The sequence below is a fragment of the Haloarchaeobius litoreus genome (assembly GCF_024495425.1).
GTDB classification, from domain to species: domain Archaea; phylum Halobacteriota; class Halobacteria; order Halobacteriales; family Natrialbaceae; genus Haloarchaeobius; species Haloarchaeobius litoreus.
This window is the reverse complement of record NZ_JANHJR010000002.1, coordinates 281,203-302,671: the sequence shown is the minus strand read 5'-3', so window position 1 is coordinate 302,671 and position 21,469 is coordinate 281,203. Positions and strand designations below refer to the sequence as shown.

General features: G+C 66.1%; 24 protein-coding genes and 1 tRNA gene. 9 read left to right on the top strand and 16 right to left on the bottom strand.

Going from position 1 to position 21,469, the window contains the following annotated elements; genetic code table 11:
• Positions 1–39: 39 nt before the first annotated feature.
• The 4 genes from NOW55_RS08375 to NOW55_RS08360 form a co-directional block, all read right to left on the bottom strand.
• Complete coding sequence (locus NOW55_RS08375; protein ID WP_256399647.1) at positions 40–1,047, bottom strand: histone deacetylase family protein; 1,008 nt, start codon at positions 1,045–1,047, stop codon at positions 40–42.
• Between the two features lies 1 nt (position 1,048).
• The gene (locus NOW55_RS08370) at positions 1,049–1,480 is read right to left on the bottom strand and encodes a histone (RefSeq protein WP_256399646.1); all 432 of its coding nucleotides are present in this window, start codon (positions 1,478–1,480) and stop codon (positions 1,049–1,051) included.
• 119 nt (positions 1,481–1,599) lie between these two features.
• A complete protein-coding gene (locus NOW55_RS08365; protein WP_256399645.1) occupies positions 1,600–3,057 on the bottom strand; it encodes a single-stranded DNA binding protein in 1,458 nt (485 codons plus the stop codon).
• 168 nt (positions 3,058–3,225) lie between these two features.
• A complete protein-coding gene (locus NOW55_RS08360) occupies positions 3,226–3,864 on the bottom strand; it encodes a hypothetical protein (RefSeq protein WP_256399644.1) in 639 nt (212 codons plus the stop codon).
• A gap of 157 nt (positions 3,865–4,021) precedes the next feature.
• Here NOW55_RS08360 and NOW55_RS08355 point away from each other — a divergent pair.
• Positions 4,022–4,094, top strand: a tRNA-Arg gene (locus tag NOW55_RS08355).
• Between the two features lie 393 nt (positions 4,095–4,487).
• Here NOW55_RS08355 and NOW55_RS08350 read toward each other — a convergent pair.
• A complete protein-coding gene (locus NOW55_RS08350; protein WP_256399643.1) occupies positions 4,488–5,531 on the bottom strand; it encodes an NAD(P)-dependent alcohol dehydrogenase in 1,044 nt (347 codons plus the stop codon).
• A 93-nt stretch (positions 5,532–5,624) separates the two neighbouring features.
• Here NOW55_RS08350 and NOW55_RS08345 point away from each other — a divergent pair, with 93 nt between their 5' ends.
• Complete coding sequence (locus NOW55_RS08345) at positions 5,625–6,242, top strand: DUF309 domain-containing protein (RefSeq protein ID WP_256399642.1); 618 nt, start codon at positions 5,625–5,627, stop codon at positions 6,240–6,242.
• Between the two features lie 6 nt (positions 6,243–6,248).
• Here the strand turns inward: NOW55_RS08345 and NOW55_RS08340 are convergent, their stop codons facing one another.
• Together NOW55_RS08340 and NOW55_RS08335 are read right to left on the bottom strand one after the other, a co-directional pair.
• On the bottom strand, positions 6,249–7,154 hold the full coding sequence (locus NOW55_RS08340; protein WP_256399641.1) for a diacylglycerol/lipid kinase family protein: 906 nt from the start codon (positions 7,152–7,154) through the stop codon (positions 6,249–6,251).
• Between the two features lie 67 nt (positions 7,155–7,221).
• Entirely contained in the window at positions 7,222–8,046 is an 825-nt protein-coding gene (locus tag NOW55_RS08335; RefSeq protein WP_256399640.1) for a hypothetical protein, read from the bottom strand.
• 448 nt (positions 8,047–8,494) lie between these two features.
• Between NOW55_RS08335 and NOW55_RS08330 the strand changes: the two genes are divergently transcribed.
• Complete coding sequence (locus tag NOW55_RS08330; protein WP_256399639.1) at positions 8,495–8,932, top strand: hypothetical protein; 438 nt, start codon at positions 8,495–8,497, stop codon at positions 8,930–8,932.
• 149 nt (positions 8,933–9,081) lie between these two features.
• Here the strand turns inward: NOW55_RS08330 and azf are convergent, their stop codons facing one another.
• From azf to NOW55_RS08315, 3 genes are all read right to left on the bottom strand, one after another.
• On the bottom strand, positions 9,082–9,834 hold the full coding sequence (gene azf / locus NOW55_RS08325; protein ID WP_256399638.1) for an NAD-dependent glucose-6-phosphate dehydrogenase Azf: 753 nt from the start codon (positions 9,832–9,834) through the stop codon (positions 9,082–9,084).
• A gap of 54 nt (positions 9,835–9,888) precedes the next feature.
• On the bottom strand, positions 9,889–10,200 hold the full coding sequence (locus NOW55_RS08320) for a DUF8106 domain-containing protein (protein ID WP_256399637.1): 312 nt from the start codon (positions 10,198–10,200) through the stop codon (positions 9,889–9,891).
• A 93-nt stretch (positions 10,201–10,293) separates the two neighbouring features.
• Positions 10,294–11,136 carry a ZIP family metal transporter gene (locus NOW55_RS08315; RefSeq protein ID WP_256399636.1) on the bottom strand — a complete coding sequence of 281 codons (843 nt, stop codon included), beginning with the start codon at positions 11,134–11,136 and terminating at the stop codon, positions 10,294–10,296.
• Between the two features lie 232 nt (positions 11,137–11,368).
• Here NOW55_RS08315 and NOW55_RS08310 point away from each other — a divergent pair, with 232 nt between their 5' ends.
• Positions 11,369–11,986 carry a hypothetical protein gene (locus NOW55_RS08310; RefSeq protein ID WP_256399635.1) on the top strand — a complete coding sequence of 206 codons (618 nt, stop codon included), beginning with the start codon at positions 11,369–11,371 and terminating at the stop codon, positions 11,984–11,986.
• 171 nt (positions 11,987–12,157) lie between these two features.
• Here NOW55_RS08310 and NOW55_RS08305 read toward each other — a convergent pair whose 3' ends face one another.
• Together NOW55_RS08305 and NOW55_RS08300 are read right to left on the bottom strand one after the other, a co-directional pair.
• Positions 12,158–13,018 (bottom strand): aldo/keto reductase, encoded by an 861-nt coding sequence (locus tag NOW55_RS08305; RefSeq protein WP_256399634.1) that lies wholly within the window; start codon positions 13,016–13,018, stop codon positions 12,158–12,160.
• A gap of 78 nt (positions 13,019–13,096) precedes the next feature.
• Positions 13,097–15,169, bottom strand: a complete 2,073-nt coding sequence (locus tag NOW55_RS08300) for a beta-propeller domain-containing protein (protein ID WP_256399633.1) — start codon at positions 15,167–15,169, stop codon at positions 13,097–13,099.
• Positions 15,170–15,273: 104 nt separating this feature from the next.
• Here NOW55_RS08300 and NOW55_RS08295 point away from each other — a divergent pair, with 104 nt between their 5' ends.
• Both NOW55_RS08295 and NOW55_RS08290 read left to right on the top strand, forming a co-directional pair.
• A complete protein-coding gene (locus NOW55_RS08295) occupies positions 15,274–15,642 on the top strand; it encodes a universal stress protein (RefSeq protein ID WP_256399632.1) in 369 nt (122 codons plus the stop codon).
• Positions 15,639–16,187, top strand: coding sequence for a GNAT family N-acetyltransferase (locus NOW55_RS08290; RefSeq protein ID WP_256399631.1), 549 nt, complete (start codon positions 15,639–15,641; stop codon positions 16,185–16,187). Before NOW55_RS08295 ends, NOW55_RS08290 begins: the two co-directional genes overlap by 4 nt.
• A gap of 41 nt (positions 16,188–16,228) precedes the next feature.
• Here NOW55_RS08290 and NOW55_RS08285 read toward each other — a convergent pair whose 3' ends face one another.
• On the bottom strand, positions 16,229–16,558 hold the full coding sequence (locus NOW55_RS08285) for a DUF7344 domain-containing protein (RefSeq protein ID WP_256399630.1): 330 nt from the start codon (positions 16,556–16,558) through the stop codon (positions 16,229–16,231).
• A 148-nt stretch (positions 16,559–16,706) separates the two neighbouring features.
• On the bottom strand, positions 16,707–17,159 hold the full coding sequence (locus NOW55_RS08280; RefSeq protein ID WP_256399629.1) for a universal stress protein: 453 nt from the start codon (positions 17,157–17,159) through the stop codon (positions 16,707–16,709).
• A 150-nt stretch (positions 17,160–17,309) separates the two neighbouring features.
• On the opposite strand from NOW55_RS08280, the gene NOW55_RS08275 reads away from it, so the two are divergent.
• From NOW55_RS08275 to NOW55_RS08265, 3 genes are all read left to right on the top strand, one after another.
• Entirely contained in the window at positions 17,310–17,699 is a 390-nt protein-coding gene (locus NOW55_RS08275) for a hypothetical protein (RefSeq protein WP_256399628.1), read from the top strand.
• A gap of 115 nt (positions 17,700–17,814) precedes the next feature.
• Positions 17,815–18,897 (top strand): geranylgeranyl reductase family protein, encoded by a 1,083-nt coding sequence (locus NOW55_RS08270; protein WP_256399627.1) that lies wholly within the window; start codon positions 17,815–17,817, stop codon positions 18,895–18,897.
• A gap of 39 nt (positions 18,898–18,936) precedes the next feature.
• Entirely contained in the window at positions 18,937–19,860 is a 924-nt protein-coding gene (locus tag NOW55_RS08265; RefSeq protein WP_256399626.1) for a metallophosphoesterase, read from the top strand.
• Between the two features lie 5 nt (positions 19,861–19,865).
• On the opposite strand, the gene ygfZ is transcribed toward NOW55_RS08265, so the two are convergent.
• Both ygfZ and NOW55_RS08255 read right to left on the bottom strand, forming a co-directional pair.
• The gene (gene ygfZ, locus NOW55_RS08260; RefSeq protein WP_256399625.1) at positions 19,866–20,960 is read right to left on the bottom strand and encodes a CAF17-like 4Fe-4S cluster assembly/insertion protein YgfZ; all 1,095 of its coding nucleotides are present in this window, start codon (positions 20,958–20,960) and stop codon (positions 19,866–19,868) included.
• Positions 20,961–21,067: 107 nt separating this feature from the next.
• Positions 21,068–21,457 (bottom strand): DUF5611 family protein, encoded by a 390-nt coding sequence (locus NOW55_RS08255; RefSeq protein ID WP_256399624.1) that lies wholly within the window; start codon positions 21,455–21,457, stop codon positions 21,068–21,070.
• Positions 21,458–21,469: the final 12 nt, after the last annotated feature.

Genomic DNA, 21,469 nt, shown 5'->3' with positions numbered 1-21,469 from the left:
GGTCCGGCGACCGGAACGGGCGGCGGGTGGTGAGCCAGCTCAGTCGAGGTTGTGTGCCGCGCGGACCTCGTCGAGCAGCTCGACGACATCATCGGTGACCGCCTCCTCGGGGTCGAGGGGGTCGCGGCCGTCGAACGTCTCGTGGACTATCGCGACCCCGTCGGCGAGCACGTCCAGGCCGTAGCCCCCCTCGAGGATGAACCCGATGGGTGCATCGACGCGCTCGCAGCAGCTGCGGAGGCGGTCGGTAAGAACCGCGTAGCCCTCCGTCGAGAGGCGCATCCGCGAGATCGGGTCGTGTCGATGCGCGTCGAAACCCGCACTGACGAGCAGGAGCCCGGGGTCGAACCGCTCGATGGCCGGCTCGACCGCGCGCTCGAAGACGGTGGCGTAGTCGCTCGTGTCGGCACCGGCCGGCAGGGGAACGTTCATCGTCGTCCCCTCGCCGTCGCCCTCGCCGGTCTCCTCGACGTCGCCGGTCCCGGGGTAGAGGCCGTCCTCGTGGACCGACGCGAAGAACACGTCGTCGCGGTCGTAGAAGATGTCCTGCGTGCCGTTGCCGTGGTGGACGTCCCAGTCGACGATGGCGACGCGCTCTACGTCCCGCTCGTCGATGGCCGTCTGGGCGGCGACAGCGACGTTGTTGACGAAACAGAACCCCATCGCGTCGTCGTAGATTGCGTGGTGGCCCGGCGGCCGGCCGAGCGAGAACGGCGTCTCCCGGCCCTGCTCGCCGTCGAGCGCGCTGAGCGCGACCCACTGCGCGCTCCCCGCGCTCTTCAGCATGGCGTCCCAGGACTCCTCGACGGCGGTCGTGTCGGGGTCCCAGTCGCCCCCGCCGTCGGCGCAGAACTCGCGGACCGCCTCGATGTAGTCGCTCTCGTGGACGTTCGTGATGGCCTCGACCGTCGCCGGGTCCGGGTCGACGTACTCGACGCCGTGCTTGCGCTTCAGCCCCTCCCGGATGGCCCGCAACCGGTCCGGCGTCTCGGGGTGTCGTGGGCCGGTGTCGTGCTCGAGACAGCGGGGGCTGTATCCGAACTTCATCTCATTCGAACAGGGCGAAGTACGTCTCGATGTCTTCGGCCTTGATGGTGCGTCTGTCTGCGTGGCGCGCGAGCGTCGCGGCGGCGGCCGCGACGTTGTCCGCGTAGTCCTCGAGGATGTCCGCGAGCGCGACGCGGGCATCCATCGCGACCCGGTACGAGTCGTCGATGTCGAGGCGGGCGATGCGGTCGACCGGGGCGACCGGTAGCTCCAGTTCGTCCTTGTCGATGGACGCCTCGACGCCGAAGTCCGTCGCCATCAGCGTCTTCCGCCCGTCCGCCGTGGCAACCTCCGCCGCGTCCTTGGCCAGGTCCGCACCGTGAAGCTGGATGCGCCGCGCCAGCTCCTCTGCGGCTCCGGCGCTGACCCGAAGGTCGCCTGCGTTCCGTCGGATGATGGAGTCCACCGGGGCGAACGGTAGCTCAACGCTCATACCGTGAACCGAGTCCGCCCGTCCCTTTGTAGTTTTCCGTCACGCCAGCATCGGCCGGGACTCGGTCGATGCAGCCCGGAGCGAGCGTCGTTCGGTGCGCACGGGACCGGACCGACGCCTCAGAACACGTCGTCGGCGTCGAGGGTGCCGCCGGAGACCGTTCCCCGGACCGTGACCTCCTGCCCGAGGTGGACGTCGGCGTCCGTCTCGACGCTCATCGTCTCCTCGCCGTCGTCGAGGATGACCGGCGAGCCCGCCTGCACGACGGTGCCGGTGAACTCGACGACCTCTCCCTGGAGCGACGCCGTGGCGGAGCCGCCGGCACCGCCCGAGTCGGCGACCGTGGTGCCCGCGTCGTCGGTCGTCTCGGTCCCGTCACCACCGTCGTCCGCGTCCTCGCCGGCGAAGGCGTCGAGCCCGGTCGCCTGCTCGTCGGCACCGTCGCCGTCGTCGCCGCCGGGGGCCTCGCCCGCCCCGTCGAGGACGGTCACGCTCGCGCGCCAGCCCGCGGACGCCTCGAGGTCGTCCTGCCAGCCGTCTTGGATCTCCACGTCGGCGAACGCGACGCGGTCGCCCGGTCCGATGTCGTAGTCGGCCTTGTCGCCCCAGAGCGCGACGCGGATGTCGTCGGTCTCGTCCTGAACGCGGACGTTCCGGACCTGCCCCTCGGAGCCGTCGTCCCGGTCGAACGTGCGCTTCGGGTCCGCCGAGCGGATGACGCCCGCGATGTCGACGGTGTCGCCCATCTCGAGCGCCTCGATGGCCGTGCTCTCGGGCTCGTACTGGATCTCCTCGTCCAGCTCCTCGATGGCTCCGCGCTCACCGACGTGGAGCTCGAGGCTGCCGTCACGCTCGCGCACGTATCCGTCGACCACCTCGACGCTCGTCCCCGCGGAGAGCTCCTCGACGGTGTCGGCCTGCCCGTCCCACATCGTCACACGGATGCGCCCCGTCGGGTCGCCCAGGGTGAGGTTCGCGACCTTGCCCTCGGAGCCATCGTCGCGGTCGAACGTGCGGACCGACTCGGTGTCGAGGATACGGCCCTTCGTGTTCACGTCCGAGAGCCCCAGCGAGAGGTCCTCGACGCGGTAGGAGTCCCGGATCTGTACGTCTATCTCGGCGTCCTCGTCGACCTCGACCTCGTCGACGTTCACCTCGATACCGTTGTAGCCCTCCTTCGGCCGGCCCTTCACGCGAAGCACCTGGCCGACCTCGAGTTCGTTCTCGGCGGCACCTGCCTTCTCGTCCCAGAAGGCGAGCCTGAGCGAGCCGGTCTCGTCGGCCACGTCGACGTTGACGACACGGCCGTCCTCCGCATCCTCGCCGTCGCGCTCGAACGTCCGCACGTCGCCGATGGCGGTGACCTTCGCGAGGAACTTCACCTCGTCCATCCCCGCCGCCACGTCGGCGATGCCGTTGACCTCCTCGTCGCGCAGCTCGTGCGCGATGAGCATCGCCGCTGTCTCCTCGTCGGCCAGTCCCCCCATCTGCTCGACCTTGGCCTCGACGGCCTCCTCGAACTCCTCCAAGGAGACGTCGGCCTCGAGGTCCTCGTAGACGTCCTCTATAGCGCCCATAATCCTAGAATTTCGCAGGGTTGGGCGTCGCTTAAGCGTTGTCCTTGCAGTGAACGGTCGTCGCTTGCTGGTGGTTTTCGCGTCCGTCGCCGACTGTACATACCCGACGGTTGCGTCGGCTTCCGACAAGAAGGACAGGACGTGACGTGCCCGTCGGTCGGTGCGCGGTCAGTGCGGCTGGACGTTCCGCGACTCGGTCGTGACGGTCGTGGTCCCGTCCATGCTCGCGTGCTGGACCTCGACGGTGCCCGGCAGCGCGTCGGCGAACGCGAAGCGCGCCTCGTACTGGACCTGCCCGAGGCATTGCTGGCACGCCTCGGAGTCGTCGGCCTCGATCCCGACGACGACCGTGAGCGTGCCGTCGGTCATCGACGCGCGCTCGATCGTCGCGACGTGGCACGGGTCAGACGCCATGATGGAGCCGTCGACGCTCACCGTCGACGAGCCGTCGTCGAACGTGACGGCGGCCTCGCTGGTCGACCCGCACCCCGACCCGGTCGTACTGATGTTCCGGGACTGCACGCTGGGGCTGGTCGACTCCCCGTCGTCCGAGACGTCCGAGTTCGACGAGTCGTCGCCGTCCGTCGCCGTCCCCTCGCCGTCGGAGCCGTCCTCGTCGTCGGAGCCGCCCTCGTCGGAGCCGTCGTCGTTGGAGCCGTCACTGCTGTCGGTCGGCGTGCTCGTGTCGTCGCCGCCGGCACCCGGGGAACTGTCGTCGCCGTCCGTCTCCAGCGACCCGATACAGCCCGCGACCGAACCGATCGCCGCCACGGTGCCCGCTTTCGTGAGTAGCTCTCGTCGCTTCATACCCTCACAGACACATCCTAATTTCAAATCCCTTCCCCACGGTGAAAATCCTGTTTCAGTTGGAACTTCGATTCGAACTGCGTGACAGATGCCCGCACACGGCGCGGGCCCACCACATCGTAACCCTCTTATCCTTCTCCGCGGAACGTGTAGATGAGTCCGGGTAGGGTAGTGGACTATCCTCTTGGCTTGCGGAGCCAGGGACCGGAGTTCAAATCTCCGTCCGGACGTTCCTTCGTTCCTTCACTTCGTTCAGTCACTACGTCACGTCCGGCCTGCCCCCGCTCGCTACGCTCGCGGGGACTCCGTCCGGACATTTCTCTCCAGCGCAGAACCGTGAGCGCCAGCGAGCGGTTCGTCCGCGCTGGAGGAAACTCCGCGCGGAGATCTGAGCAGCGAGCGCAGCGAACGGAGTGAGCGAAGCGAGTGAGTTCAAATCTCCGTCCGGACGTTCCTTCGTATCTTCACTCCGTTCAGTCACTCCATCACGTCCGCCCTGCCCCCGCTCACTACGCTCGCGGGGACTCCGACTGACCGCTTGCGGTCAGTCGTGCTCTACGCTCACTGCGTTCGCGTAGAACTCCGTCCGGACGTTTTCAGCATACCACCACGACGAGCCCAACTCAGGGCGGAACGATGACGGCCCGGCCCTCGATCTCGCCGTGTTCGAGCCGTTCTGCGACCTCGTTGATCTCGTCGAGGTCGTGGCGTTCGGTGCGGAGTTCGACGTCGCCGCGTTCGACGAGGGCGACGAGCTCCTGCAGCTCGGCGTAGCGGCCGACGATGTTGCCCTCGTAGGAGAACTCGCCGTTGACGAGCGCCTGGCAGGGCTCGTGGACGTGGCCACCGTAGCCGATGACGTGGTGGTCGCCGCCGGCGGCGACGATGTCGGGGGCGTAGCCGGTGGTCTCGTCCGCGCCGACGAAGTCGAGCACCTGTGCAGCGCCGACGCCGTCGGTGAAGCTGTCGAGGACTGCCGGCACGTCGCTCTCGGTCGGGTTGACGGTGTGGTCCGCGCCGCCGGCTTCGGCCAGGTCGAGTGCGGCGTCCTTGAGGTCGACGGCGACGATGTCGGCGGCGCTCATCGCGTCGAGGCACTGGACGCCGATGTGGCCGAGGCCGCCGACGCCGATGACGACGGCGATGTCGCCCGGGTTGAGTCGCCGCGTCGCCTTCTTCGCGGCGTGGTAGGCCGTGATACCGGCGTCGGCGTGCGGGGCGATGTCGATTGGGTCGACGCCGTCGGGGAGCGGGACGACGGCACGCTCGGTCGTCAGCAGGTACTCCGCGAAGCCGCCGTCGGTCGTGAGCCCGTTGAACGACTGGTTCTCGCAGTACATGTCCTCGCCCTGCCGGCAAGGGCGGCAGGTGCCACACGTCTGGACGGGGTGGCAGACGACGGGGTCGCCGGGTTCGACCAGCGTCACCGCCGACCCGACCTCGGCGACGGTCCCGGCGTTCTCGTGGCCGAGCGTCATCGGGAGGTCCTGCTCGACGTACTCCGTCCACATGCCCTCGATGATGTGGTTGTCCGTCTGGCACCAGCCCGCACCCTCGACGTCGACGACCACCTGGTTGGGGTGCGTCGCCGTCGGGCGCTCGACCTCGTCGATGGAGAGCCCGTGGCTCATGTCCTCGGTGTACTCGTGGAGTCGTGCAGCGTGCATACTCGATTCATCGGCTGCCGTGCTAATAAGTGACAATGCCGGCTGCGTCGAACCGGAAAGGGGTTTCCGGCCCGCCACCGTAGCCAGGGATGAATGCGCGAGCACCTGCGGGCGGGCATCGCCGTCTTCAACGCGGGCGACTTCCACGACGCCCACGACGCGTGGGAGGACCGCTGGCTCGACCTCGAATCGGGCACCGACGACGAGCGACTGCTCCACGGGCTCATCCAGTTCACCGCGGCGGTCCACCACGGCTACGGCCGCAACTGGGCCGGCTGCGTCGGGCTCGTCGAGAGCGCTGAGGAGTACCTGTCCGGCCTCCCCGACGAGTACCGTGGCATCGACGTCGGGCGCGTTCGGCGCGTCCTCGCCGAGATAGCGCGGGACCCGGAGGTGCTGTACCGCCGCGGCGCGCCGCTTCTGACCCACGAAGGCACACACGTCCGGCTCGCGGACCTCGACTTCACGGCGGCGGCGGTCGCCGCGGGTGTCTACGCCGAGCGCGAGGGCTACGACGAGGAGACCATCGACAGCGGGATCACCTACGCCCGCGAGGACCTCGCCGACGGGCGGGAGAACAGCCGGTTCGTCCATCTCGTGCGGGACTTCGCCGCCGACCCCGCGAATCGAGGGATCATCCACCAGCGCCTCGCGGGGCACGTCGACCAGCGCCGGCATCGCGAGCGCGACGTCGAGGGGCTGTTCGACTGACCCGCACTACTCGGGGTGTGGGGTGTAGCCGGCACCGACGCGGAGGTCGAGCGCCCCCGACGACACGTCGAGCGCGAGGCGTTCGTGCTCGCTCAGTTCGCCGTCGCGGCTGAAGGTGATGGGCTCGCCGTCGGCGTCGCTGACGGTCACGCGGGCGGCCTGGAAGTGCGTGACGTTCTCGCTGCCCGAGCCGAGCAGCCGGTGCTGGACCGCCTCGGCGACGAGGTTGCTCGTCGGCATCCGCTCGACGACGGCCACGTCGAACAACCCGTCCTCGAGGTCCGCCTGTCCACCCTGCTCGACGAACTTCCGGGCGTTGCCGACGAGCACGCAGAGCGCCTCGCCGGACCAGCGCTCGTCGCCGTCGTCGGTCGCCACCTCCACGTCGATGGAGAGCGGCTCGAACTCCAGGGCCTCCTGTGCGCCCGTGACGAGGAACGCGAGCGTGCCGAACCTGGCCTTCAGGTCGCTCGTCGCCGCGACGCTCGCCTCGGCCGGAAAGCCCGCGATACAGGAGACGACGAACGGCTGGCCGTCCGCCATCCCCAGGTCGATGGTGCGCACGTCGCCGGTGTCCGCGACCTCGACGCCCTGCTCGATGCCGACGACGCCGATCTGTCTGGCCAAAATGTTGGCGGTGCCCGCGGGGACGACGCTCAGCGTCACCTCGCCGAGGTGATCCGCCGCCGACAGCCCGCGCAGCACCTCGTTCACCGTGCCGTCGCCGCCGACGACCGCCAGCTCGGAGACGCCGTCGCGCCCGGCCTCCAGCGCGAGCTCCACACCGTCCTCCGGGCCCGCCGTCTCCTGGACCTTGAACCCGCGCGCTCCGAGGAGTCGTCGCGCGTAGTCCGCGTGCCCACCGCCGCCGCTGATTGGGTTCACGATGGCACGCCGGGACCCGACCTGCATACGTCTGGGTGAGGTGGCCCTGCTATTTAAGCACGGGCGGTTGCAGGCATAAGTCCAATAGTTGTCGTTAACGTTCTTCAATCTCTGTTAGGATTTCCTCTAATCTTTCAACATCCTCTTTAACGTCAGTACCCTGTCCAAGACGGATCCGAATCCGTTCAACTACGTTATTGAGACGCTTTCGATCTGAACTTCGGAGAGTGAATGCGGAACCCGTACTTGACGAGCCAGCAATGAATCCATCGAGTAAACTAAATTCACGGTCATGTGAGAGCACACGATCGAACCGCATTGCTAACTCATCACTTTTTGAACTTTCAATAATATTTTTATTTTGTAGAAGGGAGAGCGTGGCCGCGAGTTTAGTACGAAGTTGTTTTTCAGATTTAGCAATTCGTCGGAGGCGGGCTCGAGATGCATAGCTTGCCACTCCGAAGATAGCGACTGCCATAGCGATCCCCTGTGCGATAATCCTAACTTCCAACGGAATCTGATCAATGTAATTCAATAATGCTGTGATACCGGCTACCCCAATAAGGCCATAGACAGAGAGCAAGTAGAGCATGGGCGCAACTAATTCATCAAAGAATTCGATTTTTGGATGATTGAAATCAGGCCGCACCGTTATTGTAGTCATTTTAATAAATAAGAAAACTCCGCTGCTGGAAACTAAAGCGAGAAGCACTATCTCACTTAGCCCAGTATTGAAAAAATCCTTCCGGCTTGCCTCAAATGAAATATACCCACCAATGACAGCAAGAGCAATTAGTACTTGAACATTTTCGCGCCGGCGTTGGAATTCTCGTTCTTGTGATTCTTCATGATATTCTCTAAACTCGTTATACAGTTCTTGAAATACTTCCACTGATTCTTGTTTGTTTCCTTCATCCATTACCCGGACAGCTATAGTGCCCGGAAATATAATTTTTGGGTGAACTCTATTCATCAACTGGTAGAATCATCGATTATCCGCCACGGTCCCCACTAAATCCAGAAGATCGTACCTAAACACTTTCGTCACCCTTCCAGCGAGTGGTACTTTCGCGTGAAGTCATACATCTATACCTCTCGCAGTATCACGCATCGAATCATTTCTTTATCCGTTACTAATTTGATAGCTGGGCTGCTACCTTGTTCCTGTGCTTAAACGTAGGGACATAGAGAACATCAGAACAATAGATTGCACGCAAGACCGGCTTGACTATATCTTTTCTAGAGGACAATGTGTCGAAGCTTTTGCTCCACCCCAAGCCGCCGACCCTCGGGTCCTTATTGAGACAGATAACCGAGACCGAGACGAGATTCAAACCCTGATTGGGCAACATGCTTCGAAGATTGCCTTGGAGGAAGGGGAAGCGGTAGTAGCGCATGAAACGAACCTCGGTTGGGCAGAGGATATCATGTCTGACGGCTTCGAGAATCCATATAGGCACCATGCAGAAGACAATTATCAAATTCCAAATTCGAAACGTCACGGCTGTATCTTCTTTTGGCCACATCTAATCGAAATTGGTAGACATGATAAATCCGGTGCAGTACTGTTATGTGTAGGTGATATCACATACTTTCATATCTCTTCTTACTCCTCTTTTAGTGCTGTTATGCCTGAAGATGACTATCATCAACTAAAATATACCTCTAAACACATCCTTCCTGAAGAATACGACCAGCTCCATGTCTTCCAATATGGAGATTACATTGATTGGTTAGAGAGCAATCCAAACATCAAGGTGAGGGCAACACCCGAAAATTTGCTTCCGGTTCATCTTTCTCACTGAAAGAACTAGAACCCTCCAGACTGTACTACGAGTGAACCGACAGATGGCGACGACCCACCAACACGCCCTGTATGGCTACGAAAACAGGGCGGGAGAAACGCAGGAAAATACGGATTCCCCTTACTTCCTAAGAGGGCTTCTTATCTCCGCTACTCGTCGGTCCAGTCCGCCGAGTTGTCCAGCGGCTCGTAGCCGAGGGCCTCCTTCGCGTTCTCCAGCGAGTAGTACTTCCGGTCGTTGTCGGAGATGCCGTAGACGATCTCGTAGCCGTACTCAGCCGTGAGACAGCAGTCGAACAGGTGTGCGCAGTCGCGGTACGACAGCCACATCGCCTGCCCGCGCTCGTAGTCCTTCGGCGGGTGGCCCTTGGTGAGGTTGCCGATGCGGACCGCGACGAAGGAGAGGTCGTGCTCGTCGTGGTAGTACCGGCCCAGCAGTTCGCCGCTGGCCTTGGAGACGCCGTAGAGGTTGCCCGGTCGCGGCAACTCGCTCCCGTCCAGCCGGAACTCGTCGCCCGTGCGGTAGAGGTCGGGTTTGCGCTCGGTCTCGTAGTGCTTGACGGCGTGGTTCGAGGAGGCGAAGGCGACGCGTTCGACGCCGGCGTCGACGGCCGCCGAGAGCACGTTCTGGGTGCCGTCGATGTTGTTGGCGAGGACGCTGTCCCACGGCGCGGTCTTACGCGGGTCCCCGGCGAGGTGGACGACCGCGCCACAGCCCGCGACGGCGTCGCGGATGGCGTCCTCGTCGGTCACGTCGGCGACGACGAACTCGCCGGGGAACCGGTCGGGGTCGGTCGGCGGGTCGCGGTCGAGACACCGCCACTCGTAGTCGTCGGCCAGCTCGTCGAGGATGGCGGTGCCGACGTGGCCGGACGCGCCGGTGAGCAGGACGGGGTCGTCCATTCGGTCGGAGGAACGACGGGGGGCAGTAAGTAGGATGTGGTTTGCCCCGGCGGCTCAGTCGCCGGTGGTCCAGGCGTTCGCGGCGCGGTTGACGGCCGTGGCGTAGTCACTGAGGAGGCGGGCGGGGGTGGCCGCCAGCACCGCGATACCGTTGCGGTCGTCGGCGTCCTCGGCGTCGCCGTAGTCGGGGCGGACGGTGAGGGTCTGGCCGCAGTCGGGGCAGACGAGGGCGGTGCCCGACGAGCGGTCGTGGAAGAGCCAGTCACCATCGGACGGGCTCTCGTGGTCGCAGGCCCCACAGAACAGCGTGGCCTTGCGACGGGTTCGAGTGCCGTCGCCGGGTGCGTCGACACGGGGGGTAGTCATACTAGACGGGACGTGCTCGACGGGTAAAAGCCTCTCCTGCGTGTGTGTACCGTAGTCGAGGGAGGTGTATGCACCTCCCTAGAGCCCCTTGTATCACCCGAGCGCTACGTCGAGCGAGAGCATCACGAGCACGCCAGCCATGGTCCCGAGCGTGGCGACGCGTTCGTTCCCGCGGGCGTGCGTTTCGGGAACGATCTCGTCGCTGATGACGAACAGCATCCCCCCCGCCGCGAAGCCCATCGCGTACGGCAGGATGGGGGCGGCGACGCTGACCGCGAGCGCGCCGAACAGCGCGAGCGGGATCTCCACCAGCCCGGCCCGGATACCCGCGAACGCGGCGTAGAACCGCTTGCCGAGGCCGGCGTTGACCGCCGCGACCGAGACCGCAAACCCCTCCGGGATGTTCTGGATGCCGATGGCGAACATCAGGGAGAGGGCGTTCCCGAGCGCGGACTGCCCGTCGACGGCCGCGGTCGGGTCGAGCGCTGCCGACCCGAGCCCCACCCCCACGGCCAGTCCCTCGGGCATGTTGTGGAGCGTGATGGCCACGATGAACAGCAGGACCGAAGCGACGCGGGCGTCGTCGCCGCGTCCCTCGGTCCGTTTGCGGCCGGTGACGAACACGTGCACGTGGGGGACCCACTCGTCGGCCTGGTCCAGCAGGAGTACCCCGAGCCCGAAGCCGACGACGACCGGGAGGAGGCTCCCGCCGGCGAGTTCGATCCCCGGCAGGATGAGGCTCGTGTAGCTCGCCGACAGCATCACGCCCGCTGCGAAGCCGAGCAGCCCGTCGAGCTCCGGCTCCGAGGGGTCGGTCCAGACGAACACCAGACAGGCTCCGAGGAGGTTCATGCCGGCGATGACGAGCCCACCGACCAGCCCCCAGACGAGGGCGTTCGTCCCGAACAGTTCGACGAACTGGGATTCGAGGCTCATCTCGTCGTGTCCTCCGTCTGCATTACCGGGTCGGTTCTCGGTGCGGTCGTTTCAGTGTTGTCCCCCTCTCTCGGTGGTGTTCGGATACGTGCTGAAGAACGAGGTGGGATACCGCAGCTACGCGACTGTAAGTGACGTACGAACGCCCACCACTGGTAGGATCGAAAATCAATCTCAACCGAAATGTATCTTCTGCCATCAACTTTTTGGGGATGGCTCAGCAGGAACCGATGTGCCTTCGACTACTACCGGTCGAATCCCCGGAGTTGATTTCAGAGCGAAGAACTACACCCTGGTCGGATGGAAGAATAAAAACGACCCAACACAGCATCTTCGGGGAGGGACGTACCAGTGGCGCATAGAGAATCCTCGTGGAGAGTCGATACTTGCATTCGACATGGGGGCGGGGTATACGGTCGAGAACTCGAATGGGGAAGTGATCGCCAAAATGGGGGATCATGTCGCCATCGATGAAGTGACGGAGGAGCAGGTTCGGTCGGGGGAGGTGGTCTATTCACCGATCGCCGACGAGATACTGCTGACTGTGGACATGAAATTGACGGGTGGCGGTGAGGTGAGACGATACGACTCCGGCGACACGCTGTTGACCCTTGAGAGTGACCGCATACGTCAGGTGCTGTCGTTGATTCCTGTGGCCGACTTTATCTTCGGGGAAAAGTGGGAGATAACGTCACCAACTCACGGGCACGTTTGCACAGCGCAAGAGGACCGCCAGCTAAACCCTGCGAGTAAACCCTCGAAAAGCATCCAGATAGAGGACGATGCCAACCTCTCCAATGTGGAGATGTTCGGTATCATGTGTATGCTTGCAAAACTCAGCGTCACGTAGGCCGAATCGCAACACAACGCCGTATCTCGCGAGGAGAGCCGTCAGTCGAGGTTCTCCTGCCGCCTATCGCTTTCAGACCTCCGATTATCGCCGCTCGCAGCCTCACTCCGTTGGGTACGCTCGTGGGCCGTGCGCCACCGGTGGCAAACCGGACGGTCGGAGCCCCTGCCGCTACTCGCCAACAGCGTCCAGCCGGGCCATCTCGTCGTCGGTGAGTTCCAGCGCGGAGGCGGCGACGTTCTCCTCCAGGTGGGCGACGCTGCCGGTACCCGGGATGGGGAGCGTCACGTCGGAGTGGCCGAGCAGCCACGCGATGGCGACCTGCTGCGGTGAGGCGTCGTGGGCGTCGGCGACATCGTCGACGGCGGCGGCGACGTCGTCGTCGAGTTCGCTCGCGCCGAGCGGATACCACGGGATGAAGCCGACGCCGTGGTCCTCGCAGGCGGCGAGCACGTCGCTCTCCTCGCGGTAGCCGACGTTGAAGCGGTTCTGGACGGTGGCGACGTCCACGATGTCGAGTGCGGTCTCCAGCTGGTCGACGCTGACGTTGCTCACGCCGACGTGGTCCACGACGCCGTCGTCCTTGAGCTCGGCGAGGGCGTGGATGGAGTCCTCGAAGTCGGTGTCGGGGTCGGGCCGGTGGTACTGGTAGAGGTCGATGCTGTCGACGCGGAGCCGGTCGAGACTGCAGAGCACGGCGTTGCGGAGGTAGTCGGGGTCGCCGTGGGGGAGCCAGTCGCCGTCGCGGTTCCGGAGGAGCCCGCCCTTGGTGGCGACGACGAGGTCGTCGCGCGTGCAGTCGAGTGCTTCGCCGAGGATGCGCTCGGAGACGCCCGGGCCGTAGGAGTCGGCGGTGTCGACGAAGTCCACGTCGAGTTCGACCGCGCGCTGGGCCACGCGTCGGGCCTCGTCCTCGTCGGCCGGTGGCCCGATGATGTCCTCGCCGGTGAGCCGCATCGCGCCGAAGCCGAGTCGGTTGACCGTCGTCTCGCCGCCCAGGTCGAACGTCTCGGACTGGTTCTGTGTCGCCATGTAGGGTGGTGCGGTCGCCGGCCCCAAGAGTGTCAGCCTCCCGGTCGTCGCGGCCGGGACCGTTCGAACCGACCGCGGTCAGCGAGTCGCGTCGGCACCGGGCGGGCCGGCGGGCCACTCCGCGTCGACGGGCTCGACGGGCCAGACCGGCTCGTCGGCCGGGCGCGGCTCGGGACCGGCGGGCTCCTCGACGGGCTCGCTCGGTTCCTCGGTCTCGACGCGGTCGAACGGAAGCTCGGAGACGGGCTCCCACGTCTCCTCGTCGACGACGGTCAGCCCGTCGTTCGAGAAGACGTAGAGGTAGTCACCGACGTAGGCCGCACGGGTCGCCGGCGAGTCGGTGCGGACGAACGTCTGCTCGTTCAGCTCCGTGTCGAACACGTAGCCGCCGCGTTCGGTCGGCAGGAAGAACACGTCGTGGCGCTGGTCGTAGAGGAACGCGTGGTGGGTCTGTGCGACCGCGGACCACCGGGCGTCGAGGATGCGGGACTCCGCCACAGTCGGGTTCTGCGGGTCCGACACGTCGAACACCGTCGCCTTCACCTGGCCGTCCTCCTCGCCGATCCCGAGGATGCGGTCGTCCGACAGCGGGTGGAGGTAGCGCGAGAAGCCCGGGAGCTTCAGCTCGCCCTGGATCTCGGGGTTCGCCGGGTCCGAGAGGTCGAGCGTGTAGAACGGGTCGATCTGCCGGAAGGTGACGACGTACGCAGTGTCGCCCTCGAAGCGCACCGAGTAGATCTGCTCCGTCTCGCCCATGTTCAGGGCCGAGCCCTGGATTTCGAGCGAGCCGTCGAGCGTGTACACGTCGTTCACCGAGGTCGCCCCGTGCGGGTCGACCGTCGTCGCGATGCGCAGGGTCCCCTCGTGCTCGTCGAGCGCCCACTGGTTCAGCGGCCGGCCGGGCACCTCGCCCGTCTCGGCGACGGAGAGGGAGTCGCCGTCGCGGTCGATGCGGACGATGCCGGAGCGCAGCAGGTCGCGCTTGCGCTCGTCGACGTACTCGCCGTAGCCGGACTGGAGCTCCTCGCGGAGCTGCTCGCGCTCGTCGGCGGGCTGGCGGGCGAGCCAGTCCTGCACGAGCGCGCTGAGCTCGGTCATCCGGGCGTTTCGGGTGAGCTCGTACGTCGCCAGCTCGTCGAGGCGGTCGTGGGCCTGCTCGTAGAGCAGGTCGCTGCCCTGCAGGTACGCCTGGTACGTCTCGGCGTATGGCGTGCGCTGCGTGTACGTGAGGTACACCGAGTCGTTCGTGACGTACGTGGCGGAGTGCTGGTACGTGCCGAGGAACGTCACCCGGTCGTGCTCGTCGCCGGTGTGCGGGTCCATCGAGACGACGGTGTACGTCACGGAGGCGTCGGCGCCCTGGCCGGGGTGGTAGACCTCGGTGCAGGCCGTGCCGGGCCGGTCCGTGAACGGCTCGACCGGGCACGGGTCGTCGAGCGTGACGCCCTGCTGGAGCACGAGGACGAGCCGGCCCTCGGTCATGCGGGCGGTCTGGATGTGCGCGTTCAGCCCGACCGACCACACCTGCTCGGGGGTCTCCCGGTCGGAGATGTCGTAGCCCGTGACGCGCTCGTTCGAGAGCACGACCAGCGTGTCGTTCACGAGCAGGAGCTGCCCCGAGTCGTCGATACCGCCGACGAGTTCGGGCGCGGCGGGGTCGTTCGCGTCGATGATCCTGGTCCGGCCGTAGCCGTCCTCGCGGACGTAGCCGCCGCCCCAGTACCGGCCGTCGGCGTAGTACAGGGTGCTCTGTCCGGTCTGGAGCCGGTCCGGCTCGGCGACACCCTGGACCTGGACGTTCGTGTCGGAGATGCGGGCGTCGCTGCCACCACCGTCGCTGCCGCCCGCACGCTGGCTGTTGGTCGCGGCGTCGGCGGTCTCGACGGCCACCTCCTCACCGCCCTGGAAGGTGACCCGACCGCCACCGAAGAACCCCCCGCTGTCGCGCTGTGAGGCCCTGACGTACTCCGCGAACGCCGCGTCGGACTCGAACTGCTCGACCGACGCGTCGCCGTCGACGCTCGGCGGTTCGGTCGTCGATGGGCCGGTCGCGTCGCCGGAACTGTCCGTCATGAGTGCGAAGGCACCCACGCCGACCGCCACCGTCGCGATGGCGGCCAGCAACACCACTACCTGAAGGGAACGTCGCATACACCGAGAGACGACAGCCGACATAAAGGCCGTATCGCTGGCTGAAACGGCGGTTTCAGCTTGCGAGGGCAACCGTTTTCACGGTTCGGGCGGAGTGGGTGGGTATGAAGGTGCTGCTGGGAATCGACGGGAGCGACGAGTCGGTGAAGACGTTGCGCAAGACCATCGACCGCACCCGGGAAGCCGGCGACGACCTGACCGTCGTGGTCGTCCCGAAGGAGGAGGCCAAGCGCTCGCAGGACGAGATGGCAGCCGCCGCCCGCGAACTCGTCACCGAGGCCGGGCTCGACGCCGATGTCCGCGTCGTCTCCGGCGACCCCGGGAGCACGCTCGTCGACATCGCGGAGCGCGAATCGTTCGACCAGCTCGCCATCGGCGGCGGCACGGAGAGCCCGATGGGGAAGATCCGGCTCGGACCCATCACCGAGTTCGTCCTGCTCAACGCGAACGTCACCGTGAGGCTCGTCCGATGACCCGACAACGAGTCTACCCCGAGGAGCCGGCCGGTCCGTTCCCCGAGCCGCCACAGACGTTCGCGGACAAGGAGGACCGCGAGATATCGGTCGTGACCGCCGACGACGCAGACGTCGACGCCGTCACCGAGATGTACTGCGACTTCGACCCCGCCGACCGGGCCCAGGGCATCCCCCCGAGCGGCGAGGGACGCATCCGCGAGTGGCTCGACACCATCTTCGGCGAGGGGCTCAACGTCGTCGCACTCGACGGCGACACCGTCGTCGGCCACGCCACGCTCGTCCCCGACACCAGCGGCCACGAGGGCGAGGAGTGCGCCTACGAGCTGGCCATCTTCGTCCTCCAGTCCCACCAGCGCGCCGGCATCGGCCGGCAACTGCTCACCACGCTGCTCGGCTACGGGCGACGCGAGGGCATCGAACGCGTCTGGCTCACCGTCGAACGCTGGAACCGTGCCGCCGTCGAGCTCTACCACGACGTGGGCTTCGAGACCTGTGGCTCCGAGAGCTTCGAACTGGAGATGTCGTTGCGCCTGAACAGCTGAGAGCCAGCAGAGGAACCGTCGACCCCGATTCGGACTGCCGGTCAGAATATCTCGTGCACTTCTCTCGTTAGCTGCCCCGCCTGGTCGTTGCCTCGATACCTGACACGACCGGTGTCGGCGTCGAAGTCGAGCCACCCCCGGTCCGAGAGCTTCGGCAGGTGGACGTGACGGAGCTGGATTCGGAGCTGTTCGCGCGGTGGCGCAGGGACCCGGTCGTCGATGTGTGCGACCAGCTCGTCGACCGTCGCTGTCCTCTCCTCGGTGCAGTTCTCGAAGTAGTGGATGGTCTCGCGTCGAAGGTTGTCACACAGCACGTCCAGCAGGTCGTCGATTGCCGGCGATTTGTCGGGGTAACAGCTTTCAAGCGACATACCCCAATGCTAGTTAATCTGTAGCATAAACATCGGGGTTGGAACAACTCCCCGCCGAGGAGTTCTCTCCACAGTCGTCCGTTCACCACGGAATCGACGGCACAGCCGGGGTCGGTTCGAGTGCGACCGTGCGGCCGGAAGAACGAACTCAGACCGACAGCAACGGCTGGCTCGCGTACAGCAGCACGTACTCCGCCGCCTTCGCGAGCACGTCGCCGGCGTCGTCGGCCATCGACTCGCGCGGGACGACGATGAAATCGGCCCCCAGCTCCTCGGCCGTGTCGAGCACGACGCTCCCCGGGTGCTGGGTCTTCCGGTGCGTCGAGAAGCCGTACGCAGTCGACGTCGACAGCTCGACGTCCTGGTCGGCCGCCACCGCCACCGCGTCGTCGACGAACGACTGTGTCTCTGCGGCGACCTCGTCCTCGTCGATCGCTCCCTCCTCGATGGCCCGCGAGACGTCCTGCCCGACGACGTACACCGCGTGCACCCTCGCGTCGTAGCAGCCCGCTATCGCCACCGCGTACTCGACCGCCGTGACGGACTCGTCGCTCCCGTCGACCGGCACGAGCACGAGGTCTACGTCGAGCGCCTCGGTCATGTGCGGGAGTGCGTCGGCACGCACCAAAAACGTGCCCCCTCGCGAGTGAGTGGTGTCCGTCATCGGCGCCCCGCTCAGAGGACCGCCACAGAGATTGGAGTACAGCGCCAAGCAGCGCGCTTTTTGCACCGCCAACATAATCGTTTGACCATGGCCAACGGTAACCTGGTGGTTTCGATTGTAGTACTCTTGGCAGTTCTGGCAGGTTGCCAGGCGGGGCCTGGCGCAGGTGAAGAAGAGTATTATTTGAAGGGAGAGCGGATCGAGCAGGCACCCGAGGACGTTTCGATCATCACTCTATCAAATTCTGAACTAGATGGTCGGTGGCTGATACGCGATATTATAAACAGGACAGATGATAGTGAGAACAACGACGTGAACAGGGGGATAAATCGAACACAGTACGAGTCGCTGAGACGTACCTTTGATCAGATCCCAGCGTACACGGAGTCTATTAATCCAAATGAGGAGCTCCAGATTTACGTTCGCGCAGACGGAGAACTGTACCAAATCACGCTCTGGAAAGGCAGGGGTGGTTAGTAGTACGGCCTGTAGTCTATCGACCGCGCCCACGACCAATCCTCACCTCGATACCACCCTCACACAGGAACGAAGACGAGGAAGGTATTTACCCGCGACCCGCTAGCCGTCGGACATGTACGACTTCGTCGTCGTCGGTGCCGGTCCCGCCGGCTCTCGATTCGCTCGGCGTGCGAGCGAGGCGGGCCACGACGTGCTCGCGCTGGAGCAGGGCCGCGTCGGCGAGCCGCTGGCGTGTTCGGGGCACGTGAGCACCGACATCTGGGGGTTCACCGGCCCCGACGCGCGCGACGAGCTGCTGCAGAACGAGGTGTACGGCGCGCGGTTCCACGTCGGCGGGCCGGGCTCGGACGCCCACGAGTTCTACAAGCGCGAGGTCGTCTCGAACGTCATCGACCGCGTGGGGCTGGACCGCCACCTCGCCGAGCTCGCCCGCGAGGCGGGCGCGGACCTGCGGGAGGAGCACACCGTCACCGAGGTCGCGGAGTCCCGCGAGAACGTCACCGTCACCGCGCGTGGCCCGGACGGCGTGGAGACGCACGAGGCGAAGATGGTCGTCGGCGCGGACGGCCCCACGTCGCGAGTGCGCAAGGCACTGAACCTGCCCGAGCCGGGCGAACTGCTCCACGGCGTGCTCGGCTTCGACCCGGACGCGGACCCGCAGGACTTCGTGGACGTCCACCTGACCGCGCCGCGCTTCTTCGCGTGGCGCATCCCGCGGGCCGACGCCGGCGTCGAGTACGGGCTGGCGTGCCCGCCGGGCCGGCAGGTGAACGAGCTGTTCGACGAGCTGGTCGCGGGCTACGGCGCGGACATCGAGACGCGCTGCTCGGGGCTCATCCCGGTCGGGCCGCCGGGCGTGGTGACCACGCGCCGTGGCCTCCTCGTCGGCGACGCCGCCGCGCAGACGAAGCCGTTCACGGGTGGTGGCATCCTCTACGGGATGACCGCGGCGGACCACGCGGTCCGGACGGTGGACCCGGACGACCCGCGCACGCTGGCGGACTACGAGGCGGCGTGGCGCGACGACCTCTCGACGGAGATCCGGCTGGGCCACCTCATCCGGAAGGCGTACTCGCTGCCGGAGCCGGTGCAGACGCTCGGGCTCGCGTCGGTGTCGGGCGAGATCGGCGTCCACATGGACCGCCCGACCAGCGTCTTCTCGGTCGAACATCTGAAGAAGATGCTCCGTCCCTGAGGCGGGCGTTTTTATCGCGTCGGGGCCAACGACGCGGCAATGAGCGACGACACAGCCGCCAGCGCGAGCGACCCGGTCGCTGCCAGCCACCGGGACTCGGTCGAGACACGCTACGGGGCCCCGACCATCGTCAGCCTGAGCGACGTCCACGGCTACCTCGACCGGGCCCGCAGCGCGCTCCTGACGCTCTCGGACCACGACGAGTTCGACCCCATCGTCGAGGAGCGCGACGACGGCCTGTTGCACTGGGCCGGCAACGACTACGTCTTCGTGTTCAACGGCGACGCGGTCGACCGCGGGCCGGACTCCGCGGGCTGTCTCGACCTGGTCGCCCGGCTCCGTGACGAGGCCCCCGACGGCCACGTCCGCCAGCATCTCGGCAACCACGAGTGGTTCTGCCTGCTCCCGAACGACCCGGGGGACGGCAGCTGGTACTGCGACGCCGTCCCCGACGAACGGCGGCGGGCCATGTACGACGCCATCGTGGACGGCGACGTTGCCGTCGCCTACGAGGGGTACAACTACACGTACAGCCACGCTGGACAGCCCGACGGCGTCGACCCCGCCGCGGTGAACGACGAGGCAGCGGCGGCCGCCGCGGACCTGCGCACGGTCGTCGGCACGCCCGAGGACGACCTCCGGGCCGTCGTCGACCGGTTCGGCGAGTACCCCGTCTTCGACGCGGGCATCCACATCCTCGACGGCGGCGACGGCCACGTGAAAGGCCCCGGCGCTGGCCCGCTCTGGCTCGGCTTCGACCATCTGCCGGCGGCCGCACCACCGCAGATCGTCGGCCACACGCGCCACGAGGAACCGACGAGGACCGGGAACGTCGTCTGCGGGGACGTGGTGCTGAACAACCGCGAGACACCGGGGGGCGAGGCGGTGCTGGTCGAGACGCCGGACTCGCTGTGTGCGCTGGTCAGGCAGGCAGACGGCGGTGTGGAGCTGCGCGAGGTGTAGCGGCGCTACGACTCGTACGACGGCAGCCGTGCGGAGCGGTCGCTGCCGTCGACGAACGGCAGGTCGACGACCGACGCGTCGACCTCGTCACCGTCGTAGCGGACGGTCAGCGCCGTCTCGCCGTCGGCCGCGTCCCACTCGACGTACGCCAGCGCGATGGGGTGTTCCAGCATCGGACTCTCGACGGCACGCGTTACCTCGCCGACGGCGGCGTCGCCGGCGAAGACGGCCGCGCCGGACTCGGGGACTGCGTCGGGCTCCAGCCCGACCAGCCGCTTGCTCGGGCGACCGCGGTTCTCGACACGGGAGACGACCTCCTGGCCGACGTAGCAGCCCTTCTCGAAGTCGAGCGCGTTCCGGATGCCCGCGACGTTCGGAATTCTCCCTTCGAGTTCGGTGTCGAACAGCGGCGTCCCGGCTTCGAGCGTGAGCGCGTCCCACGTCCGGTAGCCGAACGGCGCGGCGTTCAGCCCGTGGTTGACGAGCGTGTCGAAGACGCTGGCGGCGGCGTCGGCGCTGCAGACGACCTCGTAGCCCTCGTCGCCCGCTGGTGCGTCGCTCGCGATGACGGTCACGCCGTCGTCGCCCATCGAGCCCCGGTCGAACGAGAGGTGGCCCTCCGGGCTGGCCGCGCCGTTCAGCACGCTCGCGATCTTCTCGGTTGAGTTCGGACCGTGGACGCCGAAGGTGGCGAACTCGTCCGTGGCGACCCGGATCTCGACGTCCTGGATGAACACCTTCCCCGACCAGTCGTCGGCGAGCGGTTCGGCCCGCTGTGGCGGCGTGAAGAGCAGGAGGCGCTCGCCCGCGTTGTAGACGTACATGTCCGTCTCGATGCCGCCCTGCGGGTCGAGCAGCAGTGCGTAACAGCCCTTGCCGTCGGTCTCGGGGACGTCGTTGGAGACCGCGTTGTCGACGAACTCGAGGCGGTCGTCACCCGACACGACGACGACGCCGTAGCCGAGTTCGATGACTCCGACGACACGGCGGACCGCCTTGTGCACGCGCTCCGGGCGACCGTAGTGGTCGACGACCCGACGGCCGCCGCGCTCCGTGAACGTGGCTCCGTGGTCCGCGTGGACCGACTCGATGACCGTCATTCTCTGTGCCGGAGTTGGCATCGTTCGCGGGTAAAGGCTCCCATTCCGGACGGCCGGCGGGCTGGTGGGCGTGACGGGAACCTCGGGCTGTGCCGGGGAGAAGGTGTCTACGCGTCGACGTCGTGGTCCGGGTCGTCCTCGACCGACCGCTTCATCGACTTGCGGCGGGACTTGGCGTCGCGACCGGTCGCCTCGAGGAGGAAGTCGTTCTTCTTGTCGACGGCGTCGCCTGCGGCCTCCAGCTCGTCGGGGCCGAGGTCGGCGACGTCGCGCTCGTGGAACTCGACGGCCAGTTTGTCCTTCTTGCCGGAGTAGGAGACGGCACCGGCGACGACCCGCTCGAACACGGGGTTGGCGGGCTCCTCGATGACGAACAGGTCGCTTCCCTTGAACTCCTCCGTGCCCGTGATGGGGCCGAAGTACTCCTCGACGGTCGATTCGAGGTCCGGGATTCGCTCCTCGAGGTACTCGCCTCGTCGCATCTTGTACTCCTTCATGGGTGGGTCAAC

Bases quoted from the DNA above. Each gene is read 5' to 3' on its own strand.
- NOW55_RS08295 (WP_256399632.1), top strand. From the start codon at position 15,274: ATGAAGGTGCTGCTGGGAATCGACGGGAGCGACGAGTCGGTGAAGACG.
- ygfZ (WP_256399625.1), bottom strand. From the start codon at position 20,960: ATGACGGTCATCGAGTCGGTCCACGCGGACCACGGAGCCACGTTCACG.
- NOW55_RS08305 (WP_256399634.1), bottom strand. From the start codon at position 13,018: ATGGCGACACAGAACCAGTCCGAGACGTTCGACCTGGGCGGCGAGACG.
- NOW55_RS08360 (WP_256399644.1), bottom strand. From the start codon at position 3,864: ATGAAGCGACGAGAGCTACTCACGAAAGCGGGCACCGTGGCGGCGATC.
- NOW55_RS08320 (WP_256399637.1), bottom strand. From the start codon at position 10,200: ATGACTACCCCCCGTGTCGACGCACCCGGCGACGGCACTCGAACCCGT.
- NOW55_RS08315 (WP_256399636.1), bottom strand. From the start codon at position 11,136: ATGAGCCTCGAATCCCAGTTCGTCGAACTGTTCGGGACGAACGCCCTC.
- NOW55_RS08370 (WP_256399646.1), bottom strand. From the start codon at position 1,480: ATGAGCGTTGAGCTACCGTTCGCCCCGGTGGACTCCATCATCCGACGG.
- NOW55_RS08345 (WP_256399642.1), top strand. From the start codon at position 5,625: ATGCGCGAGCACCTGCGGGCGGGCATCGCCGTCTTCAACGCGGGCGAC.
- NOW55_RS08275 (WP_256399628.1), top strand. From the start codon at position 17,310: ATGGCCAACGGTAACCTGGTGGTTTCGATTGTAGTACTCTTGGCAGTT.
- NOW55_RS08365 (WP_256399645.1), bottom strand. From the start codon at position 3,057: ATGGGCGCTATAGAGGACGTCTACGAGGACCTCGAGGCCGACGTCTCC.
- NOW55_RS08285 (WP_256399630.1), bottom strand. From the start codon at position 16,558: ATGTCGCTTGAAAGCTGTTACCCCGACAAATCGCCGGCAATCGACGAC.
- NOW55_RS08340 (WP_256399641.1), bottom strand. From the start codon at position 7,154: ATGCAGGTCGGGTCCCGGCGTGCCATCGTGAACCCAATCAGCGGCGGC.
- NOW55_RS08290 (WP_256399631.1), top strand. From the start codon at position 15,639: ATGACCCGACAACGAGTCTACCCCGAGGAGCCGGCCGGTCCGTTCCCC.
- NOW55_RS08255 (WP_256399624.1), bottom strand. From the start codon at position 21,457: ATGAAGGAGTACAAGATGCGACGAGGCGAGTACCTCGAGGAGCGAATC.
- NOW55_RS08265 (WP_256399626.1), top strand. From the start codon at position 18,937: ATGAGCGACGACACAGCCGCCAGCGCGAGCGACCCGGTCGCTGCCAGC.
- NOW55_RS08335 (WP_256399640.1), bottom strand. From the start codon at position 8,046: ATGGATGAAGGAAACAAACAAGAATCAGTGGAAGTATTTCAAGAACTG.
- NOW55_RS08375 (WP_256399647.1), bottom strand. From the start codon at position 1,047: ATGAAGTTCGGATACAGCCCCCGCTGTCTCGAGCACGACACCGGCCCA.
- NOW55_RS08300 (WP_256399633.1), bottom strand. From the start codon at position 15,169: ATGCGACGTTCCCTTCAGGTAGTGGTGTTGCTGGCCGCCATCGCGACG.
- NOW55_RS08270 (WP_256399627.1), top strand. From the start codon at position 17,815: ATGTACGACTTCGTCGTCGTCGGTGCCGGTCCCGCCGGCTCTCGATTC.
- azf (WP_256399638.1), bottom strand. From the start codon at position 9,834: ATGGACGACCCCGTCCTGCTCACCGGCGCGTCCGGCCACGTCGGCACC.
- NOW55_RS08280 (WP_256399629.1), bottom strand. From the start codon at position 17,159: ATGACCGAGGCGCTCGACGTAGACCTCGTGCTCGTGCCGGTCGACGGG.
- NOW55_RS08350 (WP_256399643.1), bottom strand. From the start codon at position 5,531: ATGCACGCTGCACGACTCCACGAGTACACCGAGGACATGAGCCACGGG.